The organism is Azoarcus indigens (assembly GCF_004361735.1).
In the GTDB taxonomy this organism is placed as follows: Bacteria; Pseudomonadota; Gammaproteobacteria; order Burkholderiales; family Rhodocyclaceae; genus Azoarcus; species Azoarcus indigens.
Window position 1 is genome coordinate 14179 of the sequence record NZ_SNVV01000007.1, and the last position, 23933, is coordinate 38111.

General features: G+C 65.4%; 21 protein-coding genes. 4 read left to right on the forward strand and 17 right to left on the reverse strand.

Annotation, left to right across the window (positions count from 1 at the left end; translation table 11 throughout):
• The 9 genes from C7389_RS09485 to C7389_RS09525 form a co-directional block, all read right to left on the reverse strand.
• Positions 1–4674: a glutamate synthase-related protein gene (locus tag C7389_RS09485; protein WP_133590704.1), complete on the reverse strand. Its 4674-nt coding sequence runs from the start codon at positions 4672–4674 to the stop codon at positions 1–3.
• A 286-nt stretch (positions 4675–4960) separates the two neighbouring features.
• Entirely contained in the window at positions 4961–6091 is a 1131-nt protein-coding gene (locus C7389_RS09490) for a deoxyguanosinetriphosphate triphosphohydrolase (RefSeq protein ID WP_133590706.1), read from the reverse strand.
• Positions 6088–7170: a 3-dehydroquinate synthase gene (aroB, locus tag C7389_RS09495; RefSeq protein WP_133590708.1), complete on the reverse strand. Its 1083-nt coding sequence runs from the start codon at positions 7168–7170 to the stop codon at positions 6088–6090. Before aroB ends, C7389_RS09490 begins: the two co-directional genes overlap by 4 nt.
• Positions 7158–7688: a shikimate kinase gene (locus tag C7389_RS09500; RefSeq protein ID WP_133590710.1), complete on the reverse strand. Its 531-nt coding sequence runs from the start codon at positions 7686–7688 to the stop codon at positions 7158–7160. Before C7389_RS09500 ends, aroB begins: the two co-directional genes overlap by 13 nt.
• 88 nt (positions 7689–7776) lie before the next feature.
• Entirely contained in the window at positions 7777–9879 is a 2103-nt protein-coding gene (locus C7389_RS09505) for a type IV pilus secretin PilQ (protein ID WP_133590712.1), read from the reverse strand.
• Positions 9876–10391, reverse strand: a complete 516-nt coding sequence (locus tag C7389_RS09510) for a pilus assembly protein PilP (protein WP_133590714.1) — start codon at positions 10389–10391, stop codon at positions 9876–9878. Before C7389_RS09510 ends, C7389_RS09505 begins: the two co-directional genes overlap by 4 nt.
• Positions 10391–11044: a type IV pilus inner membrane component PilO gene (locus C7389_RS09515; RefSeq protein ID WP_133590716.1), complete on the reverse strand. Its 654-nt coding sequence runs from the start codon at positions 11042–11044 to the stop codon at positions 10391–10393. The genes C7389_RS09510 and C7389_RS09515 overlap by 1 nt, the downstream gene beginning before the upstream one ends.
• Entirely contained in the window at positions 11041–11625 is a 585-nt protein-coding gene (locus C7389_RS09520) for a PilN domain-containing protein (RefSeq protein WP_133590718.1), read from the reverse strand. The genes C7389_RS09515 and C7389_RS09520 overlap by 4 nt, the downstream gene beginning before the upstream one ends.
• A complete protein-coding gene (locus C7389_RS09525) occupies positions 11622–12698 on the reverse strand; it encodes a pilus assembly protein PilM (RefSeq protein ID WP_133590720.1) in 1077 nt (358 codons plus the stop codon). Before C7389_RS09525 ends, C7389_RS09520 begins: the two co-directional genes overlap by 4 nt.
• A gap of 172 nt (positions 12699–12870) precedes the next feature.
• Between C7389_RS09525 and C7389_RS09530 the strand changes: the two genes are divergently transcribed.
• Positions 12871–15258, forward strand: a complete 2388-nt coding sequence (locus tag C7389_RS09530) for a penicillin-binding protein 1A (RefSeq protein ID WP_133590722.1) — start codon at positions 12871–12873, stop codon at positions 15256–15258.
• Positions 15259–15265: 7 nt separating this feature from the next.
• Here C7389_RS09530 and cyaY read toward each other — a convergent pair whose 3' ends face one another.
• Positions 15266–15592: an iron donor protein CyaY gene (gene cyaY, locus C7389_RS09535; protein WP_133590724.1), complete on the reverse strand. Its 327-nt coding sequence runs from the start codon at positions 15590–15592 to the stop codon at positions 15266–15268.
• On the opposite strand from cyaY, the gene lptM reads away from it, so the two are divergent.
• Both lptM and lysA read left to right on the forward strand, forming a co-directional pair.
• The gene (gene lptM / locus C7389_RS09540; protein WP_246034695.1) at positions 15591–15839 is read left to right on the forward strand and encodes an LPS translocon maturation chaperone LptM; all 249 of its coding nucleotides are present in this window, start codon (positions 15591–15593) and stop codon (positions 15837–15839) included. The genes cyaY and lptM overlap by 2 nt on opposite strands.
• Positions 15836–17098: a diaminopimelate decarboxylase gene (lysA, locus tag C7389_RS09545; protein ID WP_133590726.1), complete on the forward strand. Its 1263-nt coding sequence runs from the start codon at positions 15836–15838 to the stop codon at positions 17096–17098. The genes lptM and lysA overlap by 4 nt, the downstream gene beginning before the upstream one ends.
• 38 nt (positions 17099–17136) lie before the next feature.
• On the opposite strand, the gene C7389_RS09550 is transcribed toward lysA, so the two are convergent.
• The 5 genes from C7389_RS09550 to rfbB are packed head-to-tail and all read right to left on the reverse strand — an operon-like array spanning position 17137 to position 20889.
• Complete coding sequence (locus C7389_RS09550) at positions 17137–17481, reverse strand: hypothetical protein (RefSeq protein WP_133590728.1); 345 nt, start codon at positions 17479–17481, stop codon at positions 17137–17139.
• On the reverse strand, positions 17478–18374 hold the full coding sequence (gene rfbD, locus C7389_RS09555) for a dTDP-4-dehydrorhamnose reductase (protein ID WP_133590729.1): 897 nt from the start codon (positions 18372–18374) through the stop codon (positions 17478–17480). The genes C7389_RS09550 and rfbD overlap by 4 nt, the downstream gene beginning before the upstream one ends.
• Complete coding sequence (rfbC, locus tag C7389_RS09560) at positions 18365–18925, reverse strand: dTDP-4-dehydrorhamnose 3,5-epimerase (protein WP_133590731.1); 561 nt, start codon at positions 18923–18925, stop codon at positions 18365–18367. The genes rfbD and rfbC overlap by 10 nt, the downstream gene beginning before the upstream one ends.
• Positions 18925–19818 (reverse strand): glucose-1-phosphate thymidylyltransferase RfbA, encoded by an 894-nt coding sequence (rfbA, locus tag C7389_RS09565; protein WP_133590733.1) that lies wholly within the window; start codon positions 19816–19818, stop codon positions 18925–18927. Before rfbA ends, rfbC begins: the two co-directional genes overlap by 1 nt.
• A 12-nt stretch (positions 19819–19830) precedes the next feature.
• Entirely contained in the window at positions 19831–20889 is a 1059-nt protein-coding gene (gene rfbB, locus C7389_RS09570) for a dTDP-glucose 4,6-dehydratase (RefSeq protein WP_133590735.1), read from the reverse strand.
• 122 nt (positions 20890–21011) lie between these two features.
• On the opposite strand from rfbB, the gene dacB reads away from it, so the two are divergent.
• A complete protein-coding gene (gene dacB, locus C7389_RS09575; RefSeq protein ID WP_133590737.1) occupies positions 21012–22478 on the forward strand; it encodes a D-alanyl-D-alanine carboxypeptidase/D-alanyl-D-alanine endopeptidase in 1467 nt (488 codons plus the stop codon).
• A gap of 119 nt (positions 22479–22597) precedes the next feature.
• Here the strand turns inward: dacB and sfsA are convergent, their stop codons facing one another.
• Complete coding sequence (sfsA, locus tag C7389_RS09580) at positions 22598–23302, reverse strand: DNA/RNA nuclease SfsA (protein ID WP_133590739.1); 705 nt, start codon at positions 23300–23302, stop codon at positions 22598–22600.
• Positions 23303–23464: 162 nt separating this feature from the next.
• Complete coding sequence (locus tag C7389_RS09585) at positions 23465–23872, reverse strand: DUF4870 family protein (RefSeq protein ID WP_133590741.1); 408 nt, start codon at positions 23870–23872, stop codon at positions 23465–23467.
• Positions 23873–23933 lie beyond the last annotated feature (61 nt).

Below are 23933 nucleotides of genomic sequence, written 5' to 3' on the forward strand. Positions count from 1 at the left end.
TTACGCGGCCTCCAGTTGCTGCTGGCGCTGCTCGGCCATCTCGGCCAGCGCGCGACGGTATTCGTGCGGCATCACCTTGACGAACTTGGTCCGCCAGGCACTCCAGTTGTCCAGAATCTGACGGGCGCGCGGGCTGCCGGTGAAGCGTGCATGGCGCTCGATCAGGCCCTTGAGGATGAGCTCGTCGCCCATCTCCAGGTGGTTGATGTCCACCCGGCCATGGGTTTCGAGCTCGTCGCCGGACTCGGACCCCTTGCGGGCCTCGATCTCCTCGGGCAGCGGTTCGAGCGCGACCTGGGCGAGGTTGCAACGGCCGGAGAAACTGCCGTCCTCGTCCAGCACGTAGGCCACGCCGCCCGACATGCCGGCGGCGAAGTTGCGGCCGGTCTGACCGAGCACGACCACGGTGCCGCCGGTCATGTACTCGCAGCCGTGGTCGCCCACGCCTTCCACCACCGCGGTGGCGCCGGAGTTGCGCACCGCGAAACGCTCGCCGCCAACGCCAGCGAAGTAAACCTCGCCTTCGGTGGCGCCGTAGAGCACGGTGTTGCCGACGATGATGTTGTCGACCGTGTTGCCGCGGAACTCGCTCTTGGGCCGGACGATGATGCGGCCGCCCGACAGGCCCTTGCCAACGTAGTCGTTGCCTTCACCGACGAGTTCCAGCGTCACGCCGCGGGCGACGAAGGCGCCGAAGGCCTGGCCGGCGGTGCCGGTCAGCTTGACGTGGATGGTGTCGGCTGGCAGGCCGGCGTGGCCGTAGCGGGTGGCAACCGCGCCGGACAGCATGGTGCCAACGGTACGGTTGATGTTGCGCACCGGCAGGTCGATGTTCACCTTCTCGCCCTTCTCCAGCGCCGGCTTGGCCAACTCGATGAGCTGGTTGTCCAGCGCCTTCTCCAGGCCGTGATCCTGGAATTCGGTGTGCAGGCGCGGCACGCTGGCAGGCACGTTCGGACGATAGAAGATGCGGGCGTAATCCAGGCCCCTCGCCTTCCAGTGCTCGATGCCCTTCTTCATGTCCAGCAGGTCGGCACGGCCGATGAGGTCGTCGAACTTGCGGATGCCCAGTTGGGCCATCAGCTCGCGCACTTCTTCGGCGATGAAGAAGAAGAAGTTGACCACATGCTCCGGCTGGCCGGAGAAGCGCTTGCGCAGTTCGGGATCCTGCGTGGCCACGCCCACCGGGCAGGTGTTGAGGTGGCACTTGCGCATCATGATGCAGCCTTCGACGACCAGCGGCGCGGTGGCGAAGCCGAACTCGTCCGCACCCAGCAGCGCGCCGACGACGACGTCACGACCGGTCTTGATCTGGCCGTCCACCTGCAGGCGGATGCGGCTGCGCAGACGGTTCAGCACCAGGGTCTGCTGGGTCTCGGCGAGGCCCAGCTCCCACGGCGAACCGGCGTGCTTGATCGACGACCACGGCGAAGCGCCGGTACCGCCGTCATGGCCAGCGACCACGATGTGGTCGGCCTTGGCCTTGGCCACGCCCGCGGCCACCGTGCCGACGCCGATCTCGGACACCAGCTTGACCGAGATGTCGGCCTTCGGATTGGCGTTCTTCAAGTCGTGGATCAGCTGCGCCAGATCCTCGATGGAGTAGATATCGTGGTGCGGCGGCGGCGAGATCAGACCGACACCCGGCACCGAGTGGCGCAGGAAGCCGATGTACTCGGACACCTTGTGGCCGGGCAGTTGGCCGCCTTCGCCAGGCTTGGCACCCTGGGCCATCTTGATCTGGATTTGGTCGGCGTTGACCAGATATTCGGCAGTGACACCGAAGCGGCCGGAGGCGACCTGCTTGATCGAGGAGCGCAGGGAGTCGCCGGCGGACAGCTCGATGTCGCGCTCGACCCGGCTCTCACCGATGATCTGCGACAGCTTCATCGCCTTGGTGATCGGCTTAAAGCGCATCGGGTCTTCGCCCCCCTCGCCGGTATTCGACTTGCCGCCGATGCGGTTCATCGCCACTGCCAGCGTGGTGTGGGCTTCGGTGGAGATGGAGCCGAGCGACATCGCGCCAGTGGCGAAGCGCTTGACGATCTCCTTGGCCGACTCGACTTCGTCCAGCGGCACCGGGGGCCCTGCCGGCTTGATCTCGAACAGGCCGCGCAGCGTCATGTGGCGCTTGCTCTGGTCGTTGATGATGCGGGCGTACTCCTTGTAGGTGTCGTACTTGCCGGAGCGGGTGGAGTGCTGCAGCTTGGCGATCGCATCCGGCGTCCACATGTGCTCTTCGCCGCGAACGCGGAAGGCGTATTCGCCGCCGGCATCCAGCATGCTGGCCAGCACCGGATCGGGACTGAAAGCCTTCTTGTGCAGGAGGATGGTCTCTTCCATGACCTCGAACACACTGATGCCTTCCACTTGGCTGGTAGTGCCGGTGAAGTACTTGTCCACGAAGGACTGCTGCAGGCCGACCGCTTCGAAGATCTGCGCGCCGGTGTAGGACATGTAGGTGGAAATGCCCATCTTGGACATCACCTTCATCAGGCCCTTGCCCACGCCCTTGACGAAGTGCTTGACGTACTTCTCGCCCGCCTCGGCATCCCCGGCCAGTTGCTGCAGGGTTTCCAGCGCGAGGTAGGGATGCACCGCCTCGGCGCCGTAGCCGGCGAGCACCGCGAAATGGTGCGTCTCGCGCGCGGTGCCGGTCTCGACCACCAGGCCGGCACGGGTACGCAGGCCCTTGGTCACCAGGTGCTGGTGGATGGCTGAAGTAGCAAGCAGCGCAGGGATGGCGACGTTGTTCTCATCCACCTTGCGGTCGGATACGACCAGGATGCTGTAGCCCTGCTGCACTGCGTCTTCGGCTTCGGCGCACAGCGAGGCCAGGCGCGCCTCCACGCCTTCCTTGCCCCAGGCGACCGGGTAGCAGATGTCCAGTTCGGCGGAACGGAACTTGTTCTTGGTATAGCGGGCGATGTTGCGGATCTTGGCCATGTCGCAGAAGTCCAGCACCGGCTGGGTGACTTCGAGACGGAACGGCGGGTTGATCTCGTTGATCTCGAGCAGGTTGGGCTTGGGGCCGATGAAGGACACCAGCGACATCACCAATTGCTCGCGGATCGGGTCGATCGGCGGGTTGGTGACCTGCGCGAAGAGCTGACGGAAGTAGTTGTAGAGCGGCTTTTCCTTGGACGACAGCACCGCCAGCGGCGAGTCGTTACCCATGGAGCCGGTGCTCTCTTCGCCGGCCTTGCCCATGGGCTCCAGAATGAACTTGATGTCTTCCTGGGTGTAGCCGAAGGCTTGCTGACGATCCAGCAGGGAGGCGGCACATTCCGGCGCGGCGGCGTCGGCCGGGGCATCCAGGCCATCGAGCTTGATGTTGATGCGGGAGAGCCAGTCGGTGTACGGCTTGACCGAGGCCAGGCTGTCCTTGATCTCCTTGTCGTCGATGATGCGACCCTGCTCCATGTCGATCAGGAACATCTTGCCCGGCTGCAGGCGCCACTTCTTGACGATCTTGCTGTCAGGGATGGGCAGCACGCCGGACTCGGAAGCCATGACGACGTGATCGTCATCGGTAACCAGGTAGCGCGCCGGACGCAGGCCGTTGCGGTCCAGCGTGGCGCCGATCTGGCGGCCGTCGGTGAAGGCGACCGCGGCCGGACCGTCCCACGGCTCCATCATGGCAGCGTGGTATTCGTAGAAGGCGCGGCGCTTCTCGTCCATCTGGGCGTGGGATTCCCAGGCCTCGGGGATCATCATCATCACCGCGTGGGCCATGGAGTAGCCGCTCATCACCAGCAGTTCGAGCGCATTGTCGAAGGCGGCGGAGTCGGACTGGCCGGGGTAAATCAGCGGCCAGATCTTCTGCAGATCGTCGCCCAACAGCGGCGAATGCACGCCCTTTTCACGGGCACGCATCCAGTTGTAGTTGCCGCGCACCGTGTTGATCTCGCCGTTGTGGGCGATGTAACGGAAGGGGTGCGACAGGTTCCACTTCGGGAAGGTGTTGGTCGAGAAACGCTGGTGCACCAGCGCCAGCGCGGAAACCGCGCGCGGATCGACCAGGTCGAGGTAGTACTCGCCCACCTGGGTGGCGAGCAGCAGACCCTTGTAGTTCACCGTGCGCGCCGACATCGACACCACGTAGAACTCCTTGCCATGCTTCAGCTGCAGCGCATTGATGGCGTTGGCAGCGCGGCGGCGGGCAACGTAGAGCTTACGCTCCAGCGCTTCGGTAACCATGATGTCGGCGCCACGGCCGACGAAGAACTGACGGATCACCGGCTCGGTGGCCTTCACAGCCGGCGACATCGGCATGTCGCGGTTCACAGGCACGTCGCGCCAGCCCAGCACCTGCAGGCCCTCGGCGCGGGCAGCCCGCTCCATTTCCTCTTCACAGGCCAGGCGGGAGGCTTGTTCCTTGGGCATGAACACCATGCCAACACCATAATTCCCGAGCGAAGGCAAAGTGATGCCTTGGGCAGCCATCTCTTCGCGATACAGCGCATCGGGAATCTGGATCAGGATACCGGCACCGTCGCCCTGCAACGGATCTGCACCTACGGCGCCACGGTGATCCAGGTTTTTAAGGATCTCCAGGCCCTGCAGGACTATGTCGTGCGTCTTATTGCCCTTGATATGGGCAATGAAGCCCACGCCACAGGCATCGTGCTCGTTGGCCGGGTCGTAAAGACCCTGCTTCTGGGGGAGATCCATCTCGTTCTTCCTCGAAACAACACGTTCGCCGGGCTAGGACCGGCGCGGTTCGGGCGGCACGGCGCAAGGCGCCGCACGCTCTCCAAACCCGCACGCTATGAAACGTGCGGACATCAAAAAAGCCGGGCGCAAGGCACACCGGCTCTACGCGACCGGGGCTCAAGGCGAGGGGTCGCTACGAACACTTCAGGCGGATTGACGAATATACCCGCGCAAAACCCGTGATTCAAGCAGTTTTTGCGCCGCCGCAAGACCTCCGGACAGCAGAAAATCCGGCACACGGCGCTCAGTAGATTTCGCCGACGGCAAACAGCCGGCGGTGCTCCTTCATCGCGTACCGATCGGTCATGCCCGCGATGTAGTCAGCAATGGCACGCGGCTTATCGATACGGGCGCGCTCCTGGTACTGCGGCGGCAGCAGGCGCGCATCTGCCATGAAGGCCTCGAAGAGGTCGCTGATGATGCGCTTGGCCTTGTCGGTCATCCGCAAGACCTGGTAATGCCAGTAGAGTTGCTCGCGCAGGAAGACCTTCAACCCCTGCAAGCGGGGCTTCAAGCCCTCGGAATAGGCAACGAGCCGCCCGGCAGCATGGACATCGTCCAGCGTTTCCACTCCGGCGCCGGCGATGTTGGCACGAGTCTGCTCGATCAGATCCAGCGCCATTGCATTGATCATCCGCCGTATCGTCTCGTAGATCAGCTTGCGCCCACTCAGGCCTGGCCATTCCGCTTCCACCGCACGGCGCTGTTCGGCGAAGACGTCCACCTCGCCCAGTTGCTCTAGGGTGATCAGACCGGAGCGCAACCCGTCATCCACATCATGATTGTTGTAGGCAATCTCGTCGGCCAGATTGGCCAGTTGCGCCTCCAGGGAGGGCTGCGTACCGTCAAGAAAGCGCCGCCCCAGGTCGCCGAGCAGTTCCGCGTTAGGCCGAGAACAGTGCTTGAGGATGCCTTCCCGCGTTTCATACGTGAGATTGAGTCCATCGAAGGCGGCGTAGCGCTCCTCCAGCAGATCGACCGTGCGCAAGGACTGCAGATTGTGCTCAAAACCGCCATACGCCTTCATGCAGGCATTGAGCGCATCCTGCCCGGCGTGCCCGAACGGAGTGTGGCCCAGATCATGGGCCAGCGCGATCGCCTCTGCCAGATCCTCGTTCAGCCTCAGCGCCCGCGCCAGACTGCGGGTGAGCTGGGCAACTTCGATGCTGTGAGTCAGCCGGGTCCGGAACAGATCCCCCTCGTGGTTCACGAAGACCTGGGTCTTATACTCCAGCCGGCGAAATGCGGTGCAGTGGATGATGCGGTCGCGGTCACGCTGGAATGCTCCCCGTGCCGCAGGCGGCGGTTCAACATGGACCCGGCCGCGCGAATTGACCTCGGTCACCGCATAGGTGGCAAGGCCCTCCGCGCTCACCGGCAGCGCGCCTCGATCGCCGCGGCGATGTCGGTCTGGGGAGCGTCGCCATGAACGACCGCAGCACCGATGGCCTTGAGCAGAACCAGTCGCAGGCGTCCCGCCTCCACCTTCTTGTCGTGCGACATCAGTTCCAGGTAGCGCTCAACGCCCAGCACCGGCCCCACGGTCGGCAAGCCCGCTCGGATGAAGAGGCTCTCGATCCGCGCGATGTCGGCATCGGCCAGCCAGCCCAGCCGTCGCGACAGCTCAGCAGCCATCATGGTACCGGCCGCTATCGCCTCCCCATGCAGCCACTCGCCGTACCCCAGCCCGGTCTCTATGGCATGGCCGAATGTGTGGCCAAGATTGAGCAGCGCCCGTTCGCCCTGCTCGGTCTCGTCCGCCGCCACCACTTCCGCCTTGTTGGCGCAGGAACGCTCAATCGCGAAAGCCAACGCTTCCGGCTCACGCATCAGCACGCGTTCGATATTGCTCTCCAGCCACTCGAAGAAGCCCGGATCACGAATCAACCCGTACTTGATGACTTCCGCGAGACCCGCAGTCAGCTCACGCGGCGGCAGGGTGCTCAGCACGTCGGTATCCGCCAGCACCAGTCGCGGCTGATAGAAAGCGCCGATCATGTTCTTGCCGCGTGGATGATTGATCGCGGTCTTACCACCAACCGATGAATCCACCTGGGACAACAGCGTCGTCGGAATCTGTACGAAGGGCATGCCACGCTGGTAACAGGCGGCGGCAAAGCCGCCCATGTCGCCGACTACGCCGCCGCCGAGCGCGATGAGGGTAGTGGATCGCTCGCAGCGCTGCTCCAGCAGCATGTCGAACACCAAGTTCAGCGTCGACCAGTCCTTGTGCGCTTCGCCATCCGGCAGGACAACCTGGCAGACGCGTATCCCTTGCGCCTCCAGGGCGTCGCGGAGCTTGCCCAGGTACAGCGGACCGACAACATCGTTGGTGACGATGGCGACCCGCGGCGTCTTCAGGTGGGGAAGGATCAGGCGGACCCGGTCGAGCAGGCCACGGCCGATATGGATGGGGTAACTGCGCTCGCCGAGCGCCACATTCAGTGTATGCATGTCGTCTTGCGCAGCGTAGGCAGCACCTTCTCGATCTGGCGCACCATGGAATTCGGATTGCAGCGACCGCCGTCTACGATGATATCGGCCACCTGGCGGTAAAGCGGATCGCGGACCGCGTACAGCTCCTCGATGCGCGCGCGCGGATTCTCCACGTTCAACAGCGGGCGGTTGCGGTCATTGCGGGTGCGCTCCCACAGGATCTGGGGGGCAACGTTGAGGTAGACGACGATGCCGCGCTGCATCAACATCTCACGGTTCTTTTCGTCCAGCACCGCACCGCCGCCAGTGGCGATGATGATGTCGGACTCCCTGGTGAGTTCGTCGATCACCTGGGTTTCCCGGCGACGGAAACCGGCTTCTCCCTCGATTTCGAAGATCGTGGGTATGGTAACGCCCGTGCGGGCGATGATCTCGTGATCGCAATCGACGAAGCGCACTCCCCGCCGCTTCGCCAGTTCCCGTCCGATGGTGGTCTTGCCGGCGCCCATCATGCCGATCAGTATCAAGCAAGTCACATGAAACCCGATGGCCATCCGTTAAAAACCAAGGGCGGCTGCCCCAGCAGGAGCAGCCGCCCTTGAATTGTAGCAGCGGCAGATCAGCTTAACGCAGGGTCAAGGCGTCGCTAACGATGCGCGGGGTGATGAAAACCAGCAGTTCGCTGCGGTTCGCAACCCGGGAATTGGTACGGAAAAGCGCGCCAAGCACCGGCAATTCCCCGAGCACGGGCACACGCTGGACGTTGGTGGTCTCCTCTTCCTCATAGATCCCGCCGATCACCACCGTTCCACCGTTCTCCACGAGAACCTCGCTCTTGATGTTCTTGGTGTTGATGGCCGGGATGTCGTAGCCGGAGAGGAATTGCGGCTGGTCCTTGTTTACCAGCACCTGCAGTTGCACCCGGCCATCGGGCGTAATCTGCGGCTTCACCTTCAGCGACAGCACTGCCTTCTTGAAAGAGACGCTGGTGGCACCGGAACTACTGGCTTCCTGGTAGGGCACCTCGGTGCCCTGCTCTATGGTGGCTTCCACCTGGTTCGCGGTCAGCACGCGCGGGCTGGAAACAACCCGACCACGGCCATCGGTCTCGAGGGCCGACAATTCCAGATTGAGGAAGCGCGTCATCGAGCTATTGAACAGGCTCAGGTTCAACTGAGCAAAATCCGCCACCGCCGTAGAACCGCCACTGGTCGACGTACCGGGCGTGAAGGTATTGCTGCCGGTACCCACCGCCGAAGATCCAAACCCCAGCTTGGCGCCATTTCCCAGGCTCTTGGACGAGTTGTCTCCGTAGGTCAGACGCACCCCCAGGTCGCGCGCAAACTCCTTGCTCGCTTCAACAATTCGTGCCTCGATCAACACCTGCCGGGGCGCGACGTCGATCTCGCTCACCAGCCGACGCAGCGACTGCAGCCGCGAAGCCACGTCGGTCACGAAGAGCTTATTGCTGCGGTCATCGACGACCACGGTACCCCGCTTGGAGAGCATCGTCTGATCCTTGCTCTTCAGGAAGTCGAAGATCTCTTTGGCCTTGTGGTAGTTGATCTGGAAGCTCTCCGTCTGCAGCGGCTCTAGATCGCCAATCTGGGCCTTGGCCTCGAGTTGCAGCTTCTCGCGCGTTGCCAACTCCTCGCCTGGCGCAATCCAGATCACATTGCCGTTCTTTCGCATGTCCAGACCCTTGGCCTGGAGAATGATGTCCAGCGCTTGATCCCACGGCACGTCCTTCAGGCGCAGGGTGAGATTTCCTTGCACCGAGTCCGAGGTAATGATGTTGAAGTTGGTGAAGTCGGCGATGACCTGCAACACTGAGCGGACGTCAATGTTCTGGAAGTTCAGCGACAGCTTTTCGCCTTGGTACTGTCCCCTGGAGCCCTGGACCAGCTTGTTCGGATCTTCCACGACGCGCTTGACCTCGAGGACGAACTGGCTGTCGCTCTGGTAAGCGTTGTGTTCCCACAAGCCGTTGGGAGTCACTGTCAGGCGGACGTTGTCGCCCTGCTGCTGGGTCGTCATGGACGTTACCGGCGTAGCGAAATCCGTGACGTCCGCGCGGCGGCGCAGATGCTCAGGCAAGGAAGTCTTCAGGAAATCCACCACCAGATTGCCGCCCTGCTGGCGAATGTCTATGCCGGTATCGGGGCTGGAGAGTTGCACCACAACACGACCCTCACCATCCTTGCCACGACGGAAGTTGATGTCGCGCACGCTCTGCCGGTCCGGCGCGGCGCTGCGGGAATCCGCAAAGTTCGCAAACGCTTGGCCAGTAACGGTATTAGCCGCGTTCTGCGCCCCAAGCGGGGACAGCGAAATCACCAGATTGCGGCCGTCGACACGCGCCTCGTAGGGCGCCATCTTGACCATGTTGAGTACAAGGCGTGTGCGATCACCGGCCTGCACAATATTGGCGCTACGCAATTCGCCCTGCTCGATGGCCTGGACGTTCCGACCCAGCCCGTTGGCAGTGGCAGGAAAGTCGAAAACGATGCGGGCTGGATTGGCGACGCTGAAACTGGCCGGCACTGCCGTCAGGGGATGCTGCAACCCCAGGCGAATGTACAAACCGCCTCCCTGTTCAGCGACCTCCAGCGTTTCAATCCGGTTTGAAGCGGTCGCTCCCGCAACAGCGTCCTGTGCGACGGCAGCCACCGAGGGCAGACAAGCCGCGACAAAGGCGGCCAGCAGCACTGCAATTCTGGTTCTCATCTTCCGGCCCCCTGCTGCTCCTGCAGCAGTAGCGAACTGGTCCGTTCGACCCAGTCGCCATTAACGTCTTGAACAAGCTCTCGAAGGGTGACTTCGGACTCGGAAATGGCTGTCACCACACCAAAGTTCTGCCCCATGTAATTACCTACCTTAACCTGATACAGATTCCGATCCGCCTGTACCAAAGCCTGGGTACTTCGCCCCTGGGTCAACACGCCCACCATGCGCAGGGACTCCAGAGGATAGGCTTCAAGCGGTTCACGGCGGCGGTCCATGTCCGGGCGCACTCCGCCCCCGGTCCGGCGCTCGGGGTCCAGCCGGTCTGCGCGAAAGGGCTCCGCCACTGCGCCGGCAGCATAGGCAACCGGATCAGCAGGCTTGATCTCTGGCAGAGGCTTGACCGCACCCCGCATGGTCTTCGCCTGCTCATTCATCCACGCTTGAATGTCTTCCTGATCGCTTGAGCAGGCTGCCAGCGAGAGCGCGACTACGACCCACCAAAAACCCCTCATTACCGGCCCCCCTTCTTGGCGGCCTGTTCAGCCTGACGCTTGCGCGCCAACTCATCTTCATCAAGGTAGCGATAGGTCACTGCGCGAGCATCGAACTTCAGCTTTCCGGATGCCTGGCCATCGAGCGCAATGTTGTTCAAGGTCACGATTCGTGGCATGCGCGCCACATCGGCCGCAAATTCGCCGAGATCGTGATAGCCACCAGTGACGCGGATCTCGATCGGCATTTCTGCGTAGAAATCCTTCACCACATCGCTACCCGGCTTGAACAACTCGAATTGAAGCCCGCGGCCCAGCCCCGCCTGGTTGATGTCCGACAGCAGCGAATCCATCTCCGCCCGATTCGGCAGCTGCTTCAACAACGCCCCGAACTGGCGGTCGATTTCAGCCAGTTGGCGCTTGTGCTCATCGAGGTTGACCGCTTGGCGCTTCTTGGCAATCCAGCTCTGCCTCAGTTGCTGCTCCTCCGCCTCGCGCTGCGCAAGCAAGGACGCCTGGTCGCTCCAGTCGAACCACCAGGCGGCGACGATCGTCAGCACGAAGACCATGACGAAAACCGCGATCCGGGGTGCCAGAGGCCACACGCCCGGATCATTGGGATCCAGCCCCTTGAAATCTTGGGCCAGGCGATTGAGATCGATGCCCCCTTTCATCTCGCCCCTCCTTGAGGCGCGGCAACGCCAGCCGGCACGTCCGGGCGCTTGAGACTCATGTTCAAGGAGAACTCGCTGACCTGACGGTTGTTTACCGTGGCAGCCTTCACCTCGACCAAGCTGGGTTGCGCCAGATATGGGGAGGCCTCGATATTGCGCATCAGGTTGGACACCCGGGCGTTGGATTGCGCATAACCGATCAGCGTGATGCGCTGCCCGTTCTGCTTGACCGACCTCAGATACACACCATCCGGCATCCGCTGCGCCAATTCATTGAATAAATGGACGGTCTGGGCCCTGTCACCCTGCAAGGACTCGATCACCTGCTTGCGGGCAAGGAGGGCGTCGATCTGCTCGCGCAAGCGCCGGATCTCCGCGATCTCGGTGTCCAGCTTGGCGATCTCCGCCTTGAAGAAGTCGTTCTTCCGCTCCTGGCGATCGATATAGCCCGCATACACGGTATGCACCAGCAGGGCGATGACGGCTGCAAGCAGGATCATCAAGCCCGAAACCACGTAGAACTGCTGGCGTCGCTCCTTGCGCCGCTGCTCACGGTGAGGCAGCAGGTTGATCCGTATCATGCGTCGAACCTCCGCAGCGCCAGGCCGCAGGCAACCATCAGCGAAGGCGCGTCCGCAGCCAGGCTCTTGGGCCGCAACTTGGAGGAAAGCGCCATGCCGGCAAATGGATTGGCGATCACGGTTTCCACCTGGGTACGGCCGCCCACGACCTCCGCCAGGCCCGGCATGACTGCACAGCCACCGGCCAGCACTACGTAATCTACTTGGTTGTACTGAGTGGAAGTAAAGAAGAACTGCAGCGCGCGGGAGACTTCAAGCGCGAGGCTATCCATGAAGGGCCGCAGCAGATCGCGCGCGTAATCGTCAGGCAGGCTGCCGCTGCGCTTGGCGGTTTCAGCCTCCTCGACGCTCATGCCGTACTGCCTCGCCACATCCTGGGTAAGCAAGGCGCCGCCAAAAGCCTGCTCGCGGGAATAGACGGGCTGACCGTTGCGCAGCACGGTGACGTTCATCACGGTGGCGCCAATGTCGATCAGGGCGATGACCTTGTCTGCACCGCCACCCGGGAGCTGGCGCCTGACGAGATCGAATGCCGACTCCATCGCCAGCGACTCGACGTCGATCACCGTCGCCTTCAGCCCGGCAGCCTGGGCAACCGCAACCCTGTCCTCGACCTTGTCCTTGCGGGAGGCAGCGATCAGCACTTCCACCTCTCCTGCGCCGCTATTGGCCTGCCCGACCACCTGGAAATCGAGATTGACCTCGTCCAGCGCGAACGGGATGTACTGATTGGCCTCGGACTCGACCTGCAACTCCATTTCCTGCTCGCGCAGTCCGTCCGGGAGAATGATTTTCTTGGTAATGACCGACGCCGCGGGCAAAGCCATCGCGACATTGCGCACTCCCGGCCCGAAGCGGCGCAGCGCCCGGCGCACGCCTTCGCTTACAGCATCCAGGTTGGCCACATTGCCGTCCACCACGGCATCCCTGGGCAGGCTTTCGATCACGTAACGCTCGATCCGGTAGCCATCCTTCTCACTACCGGAGAGCTCGACCATCTTGACTGATGACGAAGAGATATCCAACCCAGCGAGCTGTCGCGCTTTCGATCCAAATAGGGAGAACTCAATCACAAAGAAAATCCTTAAATTTCTTTATGTTAGGCGACTTTGCTGAGCAAGCCTCTGAAATGCTAGCAACAACAGTGGGAGGTGTAAAGCAAATCGCTGCAACAAAGCCGGCTGGAGCGGCGCTTGGACGCCCCTTATAATGCCCGCCCACCCCTATCCAAGATCAGGACTGCGAATGCGCTGGGTCCTCTATCCGATCGCCGGTCTGGTTGCGCTGGCGATCCTCGGCATGGCCACGCTGGCCGCGATGTCCATCCTCGCCTGGCCCAACCTGCCGTCCCTCGAATCCCTCACGGATTATCGTCCTCGCATTCCGCTGCGAGTATATACATCGGATGGCCACCTGCTGGGCGAATTCGGCGAGGAACGGCGCACCGTCGTGCGTATCGCCGACGTACCACCTACGCTAAAGCAGGCCATCCTGGCCGCCGAGGACGAGCGCTTCTACGAGCACCCTGGGATCGACATGCTCGGCATCGCACGCGCGGCCCTGTCCAACATCGCCAGCGGCGGTCGCGGCCAGGGCGCCTCCACCATCACCATGCAGGTGGCTCGCAACTTCTTCCTGTCGCGGGAAAAGACCTACAACCGCAAGCTGTACGAGATCCTGCTGGCGCTCAAGATCGAGCGCAGCCTGAGCAAGGACCAGATCCTGGAGCTGTACATCAACCAGATCTACCTGGGTCAGCGTGCCTACGGCTTCTCTGCCGCAGCCCGCGCCTATTTCAACAAGCCGCTGGCGGAGATCACCTTGCCGGAGGCGGCCATGCTGGCCGGGCTGCCCAAGGCGCCTTCCGCCTACAACCCCATCGTGAATCCCTCGCGGGCAGCGCTGCGCCAGCAGTACGTCCTGCGGCGTATGGTGGAAGCGGGCTTCATCGACGAAGCTACTTATCACGACGCCTCCGAAGCCGCCACCGTACGGGCGAAGGCAATAGAGCCGGTCCGCCGCAGCAGCGTCAGCCACGGCGACTATGTAGCAGAGATGGCGCGCCAGATCGCCGTCGAACAGTTCGGCGAAGAGGCCTATCAGCTCGGCATCCGCATCGTCACCACCGTCACCCAGGCTGACCAGGACGCCGCCTATGCGGCGCTGCGCCGTGGCGTGCTGGACTACGACCGGCGCCACGGCTACCGCGGCCCGGAGACCTTCGTCGACCTCCCTGCCGGCCACGACGAGGAGCGCTACGATGAGGCGCTCGCCGACACCACCGACTACGACGACCTGCTCGCCGCCCTGGTCCTCGACGCCTCGGCCAAGAGTGTCAAGGTCTACCGCCATGGCAGCACGCAGGAGATCACCGGCGACGGTCTGCGCTTCGTCACGCCGATGTTGAGTGACAAAGCGCCGCAGGCCCGCCGTATCCGGCGCGGCGCCATCGTGCGCATCCGCGATACCGGGGAGAAGGGCTGGGAGATTCTGCAGCTGCCGGAGGTGCAGTCCGCACTGGTTTCGATGGACCCTCACACCGGCGCGATCCGGGCGCTGGTAGGGGGCTTCGACTTCAACCGCAACAAGTTCAACCACGTCACCCAGGCCATCCGTCAGCCAGGCTCCAGCTTCAAGCCCTTCATCTACTCGGCCTCGCTGGAGCGCGGCTATGGGCCGGGCAGCCTGGTTGAGGACGAACCGCTGTACTTCCCTGCCGGCGTCACCGGTTCGCAGGCCTGGGAACCCAAGAACTACGACGGCAAGTACGACGGTCTGATGACCCTGCGCGACGCCCTCGCCCGTTCCAAGAACCTGGTTTCCATCCGCGTGCTGCAGTCCATCACCCCGCAGTACGCGCAGGACTACGTCGGCCGCTTCGGTTTCGACCCCTCCCGCCATCCGCCCTATCTCACCATGGCCCTGGGCGCAGGCGGCGTCACGCCGTGGGAAATGGCCTCCGCCTACGGCGTGTTCGCCAACGGCGGCTACCGGGTCGAGCCCTACATCGTCAAGGAGATCTACGACGGGACCGGCCGGCTGGTCGCGAAGATGGACCCGCCGGTGGCCGGTGAGAGCGCGCCCAGGGTCATCGACCCGCGCAACGCCTGGCTGATGGATTCGATGATGCAGGACGTCGTCCGCCGCGGCACCGCAACCCGCGCCCGCGCCCTCGGCCGCAACGATCTCGCCGGCAAGACCGGCACCACCAATGACTACCTGGATGGCTGGTTCTGCGGTTACAACCCGGATCTGGTCGCCATTGCCTGGATGGGTTTCTCCCAGCCCAAGAACATGGGCCGCGGCGAAACCGGCGGCTCTTCCGCCCTGCCTATCTGGGTGAATTACATGAAGACGGCGCTTGCCAACTCGCCGGAGAAAGCAAGGGAGCGTCCGCCCGGCCTGGTCTCCGTACCTACTGGCGATGGCCTGCGGGAGGACTTCGTCTACGAGGAAAACAAGCCGGCGACGCCCCCGGTATTGCCCGACCTGCCGGCCAGCCTGTTCTCCGACCACGGCCCCGCCACCGAGGCGCCGGAGGAAGCGCTGCCGCAAGTACCGGCAGCGCCGCCTCGGGCCACCCAACCGCCGGCGCCGGTGGTGGACCGGGTGCCCACCCCGGTCCAGCGCTGAGGACGAATCAGGCGGCGGGCGACAGCGTCACCGCCTCGCCGGCCTGCTCGCTCACCAGCCTGGACAACATCGCATAGAGTTCCGCGCCGTCCCGGGTGGCCAGCCACTGGCCACCCTCCGGGCGGAAATGGAAGCCGCCGGACTTTGCCGCCACCCAGATTTCCCGCGCGGCGCTGTGACGGTTGATGATCATCTTGCTGCCATTGTCGAACTCGATCTCCAATACGCCACCGGGCTTGGGCTCGATGTCGATGTCCAGTCCGCTGGCCTCCAGGGCCGCCTCGATGCGGGCCAGTTCCGCCTCGGCCGAGGCGTTGAATGCGGATTCTTCCATGTCGATTCCTTCTGTTAGGATTCCCGTTTTTCCTCGATCGACCGCCATGCGAGTCTTCCTCCCAGCCGCGGCGCTGACCGGCGCCCTGGTCTTGTCGGGCTGCGGCATCAAGGGCCCGCTCTACCTGCCCGGCAGCCAGCCCAAATCCAGCTCCAGTTCCAGCAGCAGCCAGATCGAAAGGCCCTCGGCCCAAACGGGCGCCGATCATAACAAACCCACTACACCCGCCGGCACGACCTCCGAATGACCCAGCCTTACCCTGTCACCACCCTGCGCAGCGTCGCCGATTCGCTTCATCTGGAAGACGTCGCGCTGGAAACCATCGCCCAGCGCTTCGGCACGCCCACCTACGTCTATTCCCGCGCCGCGCTCACCGCCGCCTTCCAGAGCTGGCAGCAGGCGCTGGCTGGCCGCCGCGCGCTGGTCTGCTACGCGGTCAAGGCCAACTCCAACCTCGCGGTGCTGTCGGTGTTCGCCAAGCTGGGTGCGGGTTTCGACATCGTTTCCGGCGGTGAGTTGGCCCGCGTCCTGGCCGCTGGCGGCAGCGCCGGCAAGGTCGTCTTCTCCGGCGTGGGCAAGAGCCGCACGGAAATGCGCTACGCGCTGGAGCAGGGCATACGCTGCTTCAACGTCGAATCCGCTGCGGAACTGGAGCGCCTGAACGAGGCCGCCGGCCAGCTCGGCAAGAAGGCGCCGATCGCGCTGCGGGTGAATCCGGACGTCGATCCCAAGACCCACCCCTATATCTCCACGGGCCTGAAGAGCAACAAGTTCGGCGTCGCCTTCGACGAAGCGCTGGCGCTGTATCGCCGCGCCGCCAGCCTGCCCAACCTCACCATCTCCGGCATCGCCTGCCACATCGGCTCGCAACTGCTGGACCCGGCACCGGTCGCCGAGGCTGCCGGCAAGGTGCTGGGGCTGGTGGACCAGCTGGCTGCCGAAGGCATCGCGCTGGATCACATCGATCTCGGCGGCGGCCTGGGCATCCGCTACCAGGACGAGACGCCGCCCTCGGTTGCCACCTATCTTGCGCCGCTGCTGGAGATCTTCGCCGGCCGCAAGGAAGAACTGTGCTTCGAGCCCGGCCGCTCCCTGGTCGGCAACGCCGGCCTGCTGCTGACGCGGGTGGAGTACCTGAAGCATGGCGAGGAGAAGAATTTCGCCATCGTCGATGCGGCCATGAACGACCTCGCCCGCCCGGCGCTGTACGACGCTTACCACGAAGCAGTGGCGGTCAAGGCCAGCGAAGTGCCGGCGCAGCGCTACGAAATCGTCGGCCCGATCTGCGAGAGCGGCGACTTCCTCGCCCATGACCGCGAACTGGCGCTGGCCGACGGCGACCTCGTCGCCCTGCTGTCCGCCGGCGCCTATGGCATGACCATGAGTTCCAACTACAACACCCGCGGCCGCGCCGCCGAGGTGATGGTGGATGGCGCGCAGGCGCATGAAGTGCGCGCGCGCGAAACGGTGGAGTCGCTCTACGCGCTGGAGCGTCCGCTACCGTAAATGCTGCACCGGCGGACCGCCGCAGCGGCCCGCCGCCCTCAATGGGTGGCTTCGCCGCCCAGCCGCTGGGATTCCACGATCAGCGCATGGCCGAAGGCCTTCCACGCCGGGCCGCCGTGGGTATGCACGCCGATCTCGGCGCTCTGGCGCATCGTTTCCAGCATCAGCGCTGCCAGGCCGAACAGTTCGACGCGGGCACGTGCCTGCGGATCGTCCCCGCGCAATTCCGCCAGGCTCTCCTGCGCCGAAGTCGTCAGCGCCTCGCGCGCCAACTCCCGCATCTGGTTCTCGTCCTGCCAGTCCAGGCCGAGCACGATGCCGCGCTTGACGATCTCCCGCTCCAGTTCCTCGGCGTCGCGCTCGTAGTGACCAAAACCGCTCATCTTTCCCCCAGTTCTTCCAGGCAGCGCACCAGCGCCACACGCCAATCGGGCAGCGCCACGCCAAAGCGTTCCACCAGGCGGCGCTGATCCAACCGCGAATTCAGAGGCCGGCGCGCGGGCGTTGGATAGTCGCCGCTGCCTATGGCCTCCACCGTCGTCACCTTGCGCTGCCAGGCCGGCAACACGCGGGACGCTTCATCGAAGATGGTCCGGGCGAACTCGCACCAGTTGGTCTCGCCGCCGCCAGCCAGGTTGTACAGGCCGGACTCGAAGCGCCCCTCACAGCGCTCCCGCATCGCCTGGGCAACGATCTGCGCGGTCGCATCGGCAATGTTGCGTGCCCAGGTCGGCGCTCCGATCTGGTCAGCCACCACCCGCAAGGCTTCCCGTTCGGCCCCCAGCCGCAGCATGGTACGGACGAAGTTGCCGCCGCGGGCGGCATAGACCCAGGTAGTGCGGAAGATGAGATGGTCGCAGCCGGAGGCGGCAATCGCCTGCTCTCCCGCCAACTTGCCGCGGCCGTAGGCGTTCAGCGGCGCAACCGCATCGTTCTCGAGGTAGGGCGTCGACTTGCTGCCGTCGAACACATAGTCGGTGGAGTAATGCACCAGCAAGGCACCGCGCGCCCGCGCCAGCCGGGCCAGTTCGCCGACCGCTTCGCCGTTGATGCGGGTCGCCAGCGCCTCTTCGCTCTCCGCCTTGTCCACCGCGGTGTAGGCGGCGGCATTGACGATCACATCCGGTGCCAGTTCAGCAACCCGCGCCGCCAGCGCTTCCGGCCGCGACAGATCGCAGGCGGCGCGGTCCAGTGCCAGCACCTCGCCCAGCGGCAGCAGGCTGCGCGCCAGCTCCCAGCCCACCTGGCCGCGTGCGCCAGTGAGCATCAGGCGCATGGAAAGTCCTCGTAGACCTCGGCCTGGGCGAAGGGCACGCCGGCCTTGTCCTTGGCCGCCAGCAGCGGCTCGCCGGCCAGCGGCCAGTCTATGCCCAGCGCCGGATCGTTCCACAGCAGGCTGCGCTCGTGCTCCGGCGCGTAATAGTCGGTGGTCTTGTAGAGGAAGTCGGCGGTTTCGGACAGCACCTGGAAGCCGTGGGCGAAGCCGGGCGGGATCCACAGCTGCAGGTTGTTTTCCTCCGACAGCTCCAGCCCGACCGAGCGGCCGAAGGTGGGCGAACCGCGGCGCAGGTCCACCGCCACGTCATACACCGCGCCGCGCAGCACCCGCACCAGCTTTCCCTGCGCTTGCTGGATCTGGTAGTGCAGGCCGCGCAGCACGCCGCGGCCGGAGCGGGAGTGGTTGTCCTGCACGAACTGCACGTCCAGGCCGGTGAGCTCGCGGAAAGCGCGGGCGTTGTAGCTTTCCATGAAGAAGCCGCGGGCGTCGCCGAAGACGCGTGGCTCCAGGATCAGGACGTCAGGGATCTCGGTTTCTTTTATCTGCATCAGAACACCTTTTCTTCGAGCATGCGCAGCAGGTACTGGCCGTAGCCGTTCTTGGACAAGGGCTTGGCCAGACCGCGCAGCTGGTCGGAGTCTATCCAGCCGGCGCGCCAGGCGATCTCTTCCGGGCAGGCGATCTTCAACCCCTGCCGCTTCTCTATGGTCTGGATGAAGAGGCCGGCTTCCAGCAGGCTCTCGTGGGTGCCGGTATCCAGCCAGGCGTGGCCGCGGCCCATCACCTGCACGTCCAGGTCGCCCCACTCGAGGTAGCGGCGGTTGATGTCGGTGATCTCCAGCTCGCCGCGGGCGCTGGGCTTGAGGCCGCGGGCGATGTCGCTCACCCGGCTGTCGTAGAAGTAGAGGCCGGTGACGGCGTAGCGGCTCTTGGGCTGGGCCGGCTTCTCTTCCAGGCTGACCGCATGTCCCGCCTCGTCGAACTCGACCACACCGTAGCGCTCCGGATCCTGCACCGGGTAGGCGAACACGGTGGCGCCTTGCTCGCGCTGGCCGGCGGCGCGCAGATCGTCGGCGATCTCGTGGCCGTAGAACAGGTTGTCGCCCAGTACCAGGGCGGAAGGCTGGCCGGCGAGGAAGTCCTCGCCGATCAGGAAGGCCTGGGCCAGGCCGTCCGGGCTGGGCTGCACCGCGTACTCCAGCTTCAGCCCCCAGCGCGCGCCGTCGCCCAGCAGCTGCTCGAAGCGCGGCGTGTCCTGCGGCGTGGAGATGATCAAGATCTCGCGTATGCCCGCCAGCATCAGGGTGCTCAGCGGGTAGTAGATCATCGGCTTGTCATAGACCGGCAGCAACTGCTTGGACACCGCCAGCGTGGCCGGATGCAGCCGGGTGCCGGAGCCGCCAGCGAGGATGATGCCCTTGCGGGCCAGAGACGTCGTCATTCCCACCTCCCCTCAGCGCGATGCGTAGTTGCGTTCCAGCCAGGCGCGGTAGGCGCCACTCTGCACGTTTTCCACCCAGGCCTGGTTCTCCAGGTACCACTGCACCGTGCGGCGGATGCCGGTGGCAAAGGTCTCCGCCGGCCGCCAGCCGAGTTCCCGCTCGATCTTGCGTGCGTCGATGGCGTAGCGGCGGTCGTGGCCCGGCCTGTCCTTGACGAAGGTGATCAGCCGCGCATACGGCCCGGCCGGATCCGGGCGCAGCTCGTCCAGCAGGCCGCAGATGATGTTCACGATGTCGATGTTGGGCTGCTCGTTCCAGCCGCCGACGTTGTAGGTCTCGCCCACGCGGCCGCGCGCCAGCACCTCGCGCACCGCCGAGCAATGGTCGCCGACGTACAGCCAGTCGCGCACGTTGCGGCCGTCGCCGTAGATGGGCAGCGGCCGGCCGGCCAGCGCGTTGGCAATGGTCAGCGGAATGAGCTTTTCCGGGAACTGGTAGGGGCCGTAATTGTTGGAGCAATTGGTGGTAAGCACCGGCAGGCCGTAGGTGTGATGCCAGGCGCGAACGAGGTGGTCGCTGGCGGCCTTGCTCGCCGAATACGGGCTGTTGGGCTCGTAGGCCTTGGTTTCGGTGAAGGCCGGATCCTCGGGGCCGAGCGAGCCGTACACCTCATCGGTGGACACATGCAGGAAGCGGAAGGCGGCGGCCTCTTCGACGCCCAGGCTGCCCCACCAGCCGCGTGCCGCTTCCAGCAGGGTGAAAGTGCCTTCGACATTGGTGCGCACGAAAGCGCCAGGGCCGTGGATGGAGCGGTCCACATGGCTCTCGGCGGCGAAATGGACGATGGCGCGCGGGCGGTGCTCGGCCAGCAGGCGGTCCACCAGCGTGCGGTCGCAGATGTCGCCGTGGATGAAGTGGTGGCGGTCGTCGCCAGCCAGGGTAGCGAGATTCTCGAGGTTGCCGGCGTAGGTCAGGGCGTCGAGATTCAGCACCGGCTCGTCCTGCGTCGCCAGCCAGTCGAGGACAAAGTTGGCGCCGATGAAGCCTGCACCGCCAGTCACTAGGATCATGTCGTCGTTCCGTGCGAGAAATCGGGGCGGAGCCAGACGGGTAGAATGCGTCGGTCGCGGCCCGCCGAGGACGCAATTCTATCCTGCCGCGCCGCAGCATGCGGTGACGGTACGCTGCCCACATGCCCCCCCTGCCCTGCCTCCACCGTCGCCTTCCTGCCCGCTTTGCCGGGCTTCTGGCCGTCCTGTTCCTGCTGCTCGTTTCAGGCAGCAGACCCTTATCCGCCGCCGAACTGCCGGTGCCGGTGGCGGCCGCCCTGCGCGCCGCGCGCATTCCGGCGGATGCGGTATCGGTGTGGGTGCAGCCGGTGGATGCGCCGGCGCCCACGCTGCAGCTGAACGCCGAACGGCCGATGAACCCGGCCTCGGTGATGAAGCTGGTCACCGCCTTCGCCGCCATGGACCGCCTCGGCCCCGCCTACCAGTGGACCACCCGCATCGCCACCACCGGCACCGTGCGCCACGGTGTGCTGCACGGCAATCTCTACATCGTCGGCGGCGGCGATCCCTTCCTCACCTATGAGCGCCTGTGGAAGCTGCTGCGCCAGCTGCGCGGCCTCACCGGCATCGACACGGTGGATGGCGACATCGTGCTGGACGACCGCGCGCTGCTGCTTCCCCCCCACGATCCGGACGCTTTCGACGGTCGCGGCCTGCGCCCCTACAACGCCGGCCCCTACGGCCTGCTGATGCAGTTCAACTCGCTGCGGCTGTCACTGCTGCCGGCGCCGCGCGCCGGGGGCGAGGTGCGCGTCGCCACCGATCCGCCCCTCGCCGGCCTGAGCGTGATCAACCGCCTGAAGACCAGCGACGGCCCCTGCCCGGTGTGGTATTCCGGCCTGGATGCCCGCCTGGAGCCCGGCCCCAGGCTGGTGCTGGAAGGCAGCCTGCCCGCCAGCTGCGGCCGCCGCGACTGGAGCGCCGCGCCGCTGCCGCCGGCCGACTACGCCCTGGCGCTGACCGCCGCCTTGTGGAAGGAACTGGGCGGACGGGTGGAGGGGCAGGTGCGCAACGGCCCCACCCCGGCGGCGCAGGCGGACGAGGTGCTGCGCGAGGATTCGCCGCCGCTGGCGGACGTGGTGCGCGACATGAACAAGTGGTCCAGCAACGTCATCGCCCGTCAGCTGCTGGCCACGCTGGGCAGCACCGCGCCGACGTGGACAACGGACATGGTCAGGGCCGGCGCCTACGTCGCCTTCGCGCAGTTGAATGCGGTCGGTATCCCGACCGCCGGCCTGGTGCTGGAGAACGGCTCCGGGCTCTCACGCCAGGAGCGGGTCAGCGCCGCCACGCTGGGGCAGTTGCTGGCGGTGGCCTGGCGGCGGCCGTGGATGCCGGAATACATCGCCGCGCTGCCGGTGGCCGGCGTGGACGGCACCGCCCGCCGCCGGCTGGCGGACAGCCCGGCCAACGGCCAGGCCCACATCAAGACCGGCACCATCAACGGCGTGCGCGCCATGGGCGGCTATGTGCTGGACCGCAACGGCCGCCGCCACATCGTGGTGATGCTGGTGAATCACCCGGAAGCCGCCGCCAGCCAGGCGGCACAGGATGCGCTGCTCGAATGGGTGTGGGCGCAGCAGGGTTGAAGATTTGAACGATCCGGCGGCCGGGCGCCACCACCCGCGCCGAGGCCGCATCCGCTCCCGCGCGCTCAGGCAGGATTGCGCGCCGGCCTCTCCTTCCAGCGAAGTGCGCTCCCTGCTCCTCAGCCCACCCGCACCGGCAGCGCATGCAACGGCGTCAGCGCTTGCGGACTGGCCTGGGCCGATACCGCCAGCACCTCCACGCCCGCCGCCAGTGCGGCACGCAGCGCGCGGCCATAGACCGGATCGATCTCGTCCGCCGGCCGCACCGCCACCAGGTCGGCGCGGGGCGCGCAGAACAGCAGCACCGCGCGGGCGCCGGCCGCCGCCATCGCCGACAGCTCGGCCAGGTGGCGGGCACCGCGGCTGGTCACTGCGTCCGGGAAGAAGCCGATGCCGTCCTCGCCCACCGCGGTCACGCTCTTCACCTCCACATAGGTCGGCGGCCAGCCATCCGACTCCAGCAACCAGTCGACGCGGCTGGCCACGCCGTAGCGCACCTCGGCGCGGCAGCGCTGGTAGCCGGCGAGGCCGGGCAGCAGGCCGGCGTCGATCGCCTCCCGCGCCAGCGCGTTGATGCGGCCGGTGTGCACGCCCACCAACACGGCGGGCCGCGCCTCCACCAGTTCCCAGGTCCAGGCCAGCTTGCGCAGCGGATTCGATGCCGCCGACAGCCACACCTGCGCACCGATCTGCGCACAGCCGGTCATGGAGCCGGTGTTGGGGCAATGGGCGACCACCCGGCTGCCATCCACCAATTCCACCTCGGCGAAGAAGCGCTGGTAGCGCCGCAGCAGCCGGCCTTCGACCAGCGGCGGGAGTTTCATGCGGCGGCTCCGGCGCAGCCGCCGCGCGTCAAAGGCCCGGCGTTGGGCCAGACTTCGACGGCCCTGGCATCAACGAGGGGGGCCGAACAAGCTGCACGCGGGCAAACCGACGGCGGAAACCAAACCGCGCCGGCCGGCGTGAGCAAGGGCCGCCGCATCGCCTCAGTCCATCGGCAGGCTGCGCCGGCCGCCCAGGGTCCACCAGCCGCGCACCACCCGGTAGAGCACCCACAGGCCGGCCACCCCCATCAGGAGCAGGGCGAAAGGCAGACCGATGATGGTGATGAAGAGCAGCACCGACATCACGATCCACAGCAGCGCGAACCAGAAGGTACGGATCTGCCAGCGGAAGTGGCTTTCCAGCCAGGTGCCGCGCACCTCGCCGCGCTTCCAGTAGTTGAGGATGACGGCAACGATGGAGGGCAGGCTGGCGACGAAGCCGAAGACGATGGTGGCCGACCCCACCACCGCGGTGAACACCGCGAAGGCATGCAGGGCGTAGATGAGGTGGGTGAGCGTGAGCAGCTTGTCGCCGGGGGTGGCGGCGACGGAGTAGTCGGGCTGGGACATCCGGGGGCTCCAGTGAAAGGCGGGGGATACCGGTTCAGAGTGCGCCGGCGGCGCCAGGGTT

Bases quoted from the DNA above. Each gene is read 5' to 3' on its own strand.
- C7389_RS09485 (WP_133590704.1), bottom strand. From the start codon at position 4,674: ATGGATCTCCCCCAGAAGCAGGGTCTTTACGACCCGGCCAACGAGCAC.
- aroB (WP_133590708.1), bottom strand. From the start codon at position 7,170: ATGCATACACTGAATGTGGCGCTCGGCGAGCGCAGTTACCCCATCCAT.
- C7389_RS09505 (WP_133590712.1), bottom strand. From the start codon at position 9,879: ATGAGAACCAGAATTGCAGTGCTGCTGGCCGCCTTTGTCGCGGCTTGT.
- C7389_RS09510 (WP_133590714.1), bottom strand. From the start codon at position 10,391: ATGAGGGGTTTTTGGTGGGTCGTAGTCGCGCTCTCGCTGGCAGCCTGC.
- C7389_RS09515 (WP_133590716.1), bottom strand. From the start codon at position 11,044: ATGAAAGGGGGCATCGATCTCAATCGCCTGGCCCAAGATTTCAAGGGG.
- C7389_RS09520 (WP_133590718.1), bottom strand. From the start codon at position 11,625: ATGATACGGATCAACCTGCTGCCTCACCGTGAGCAGCGGCGCAAGGAG.
- C7389_RS09530 (WP_133590722.1), top strand. From the start codon at position 12,871: ATGCGCTGGGTCCTCTATCCGATCGCCGGTCTGGTTGCGCTGGCGATC.
- lptM (WP_246034695.1), top strand. From the start codon at position 15,591: ATGTCGATTCCTTCTGTTAGGATTCCCGTTTTTCCTCGATCGACCGCC.
- cyaY (WP_133590724.1), bottom strand. From the start codon at position 15,592: ATGGAAGAATCCGCATTCAACGCCTCGGCCGAGGCGGAACTGGCCCGC.
- lysA (WP_133590726.1), top strand. From the start codon at position 15,836: ATGACCCAGCCTTACCCTGTCACCACCCTGCGCAGCGTCGCCGATTCG.
- C7389_RS09550 (WP_133590728.1), bottom strand. From the start codon at position 17,481: ATGAGCGGTTTTGGTCACTACGAGCGCGACGCCGAGGAACTGGAGCGG.
- rfbD (WP_133590729.1), bottom strand. From the start codon at position 18,374: ATGCGCCTGATGCTCACTGGCGCACGCGGCCAGGTGGGCTGGGAGCTG.
- rfbC (WP_133590731.1), bottom strand. From the start codon at position 18,925: ATGCAGATAAAAGAAACCGAGATCCCTGACGTCCTGATCCTGGAGCCA.
- rfbA (WP_133590733.1), bottom strand. From the start codon at position 19,818: ATGACGACGTCTCTGGCCCGCAAGGGCATCATCCTCGCTGGCGGCTCC.
- rfbB (WP_133590735.1), bottom strand. From the start codon at position 20,889: ATGATCCTAGTGACTGGCGGTGCAGGCTTCATCGGCGCCAACTTTGTC.
- dacB (WP_133590737.1), top strand. From the start codon at position 21,012: ATGCCCCCCCTGCCCTGCCTCCACCGTCGCCTTCCTGCCCGCTTTGCC.
- sfsA (WP_133590739.1), bottom strand. From the start codon at position 23,302: ATGAAACTCCCGCCGCTGGTCGAAGGCCGGCTGCTGCGGCGCTACCAG.
- C7389_RS09585 (WP_133590741.1), bottom strand. From the start codon at position 23,872: ATGTCCCAGCCCGACTACTCCGTCGCCGCCACCCCCGGCGACAAGCTG.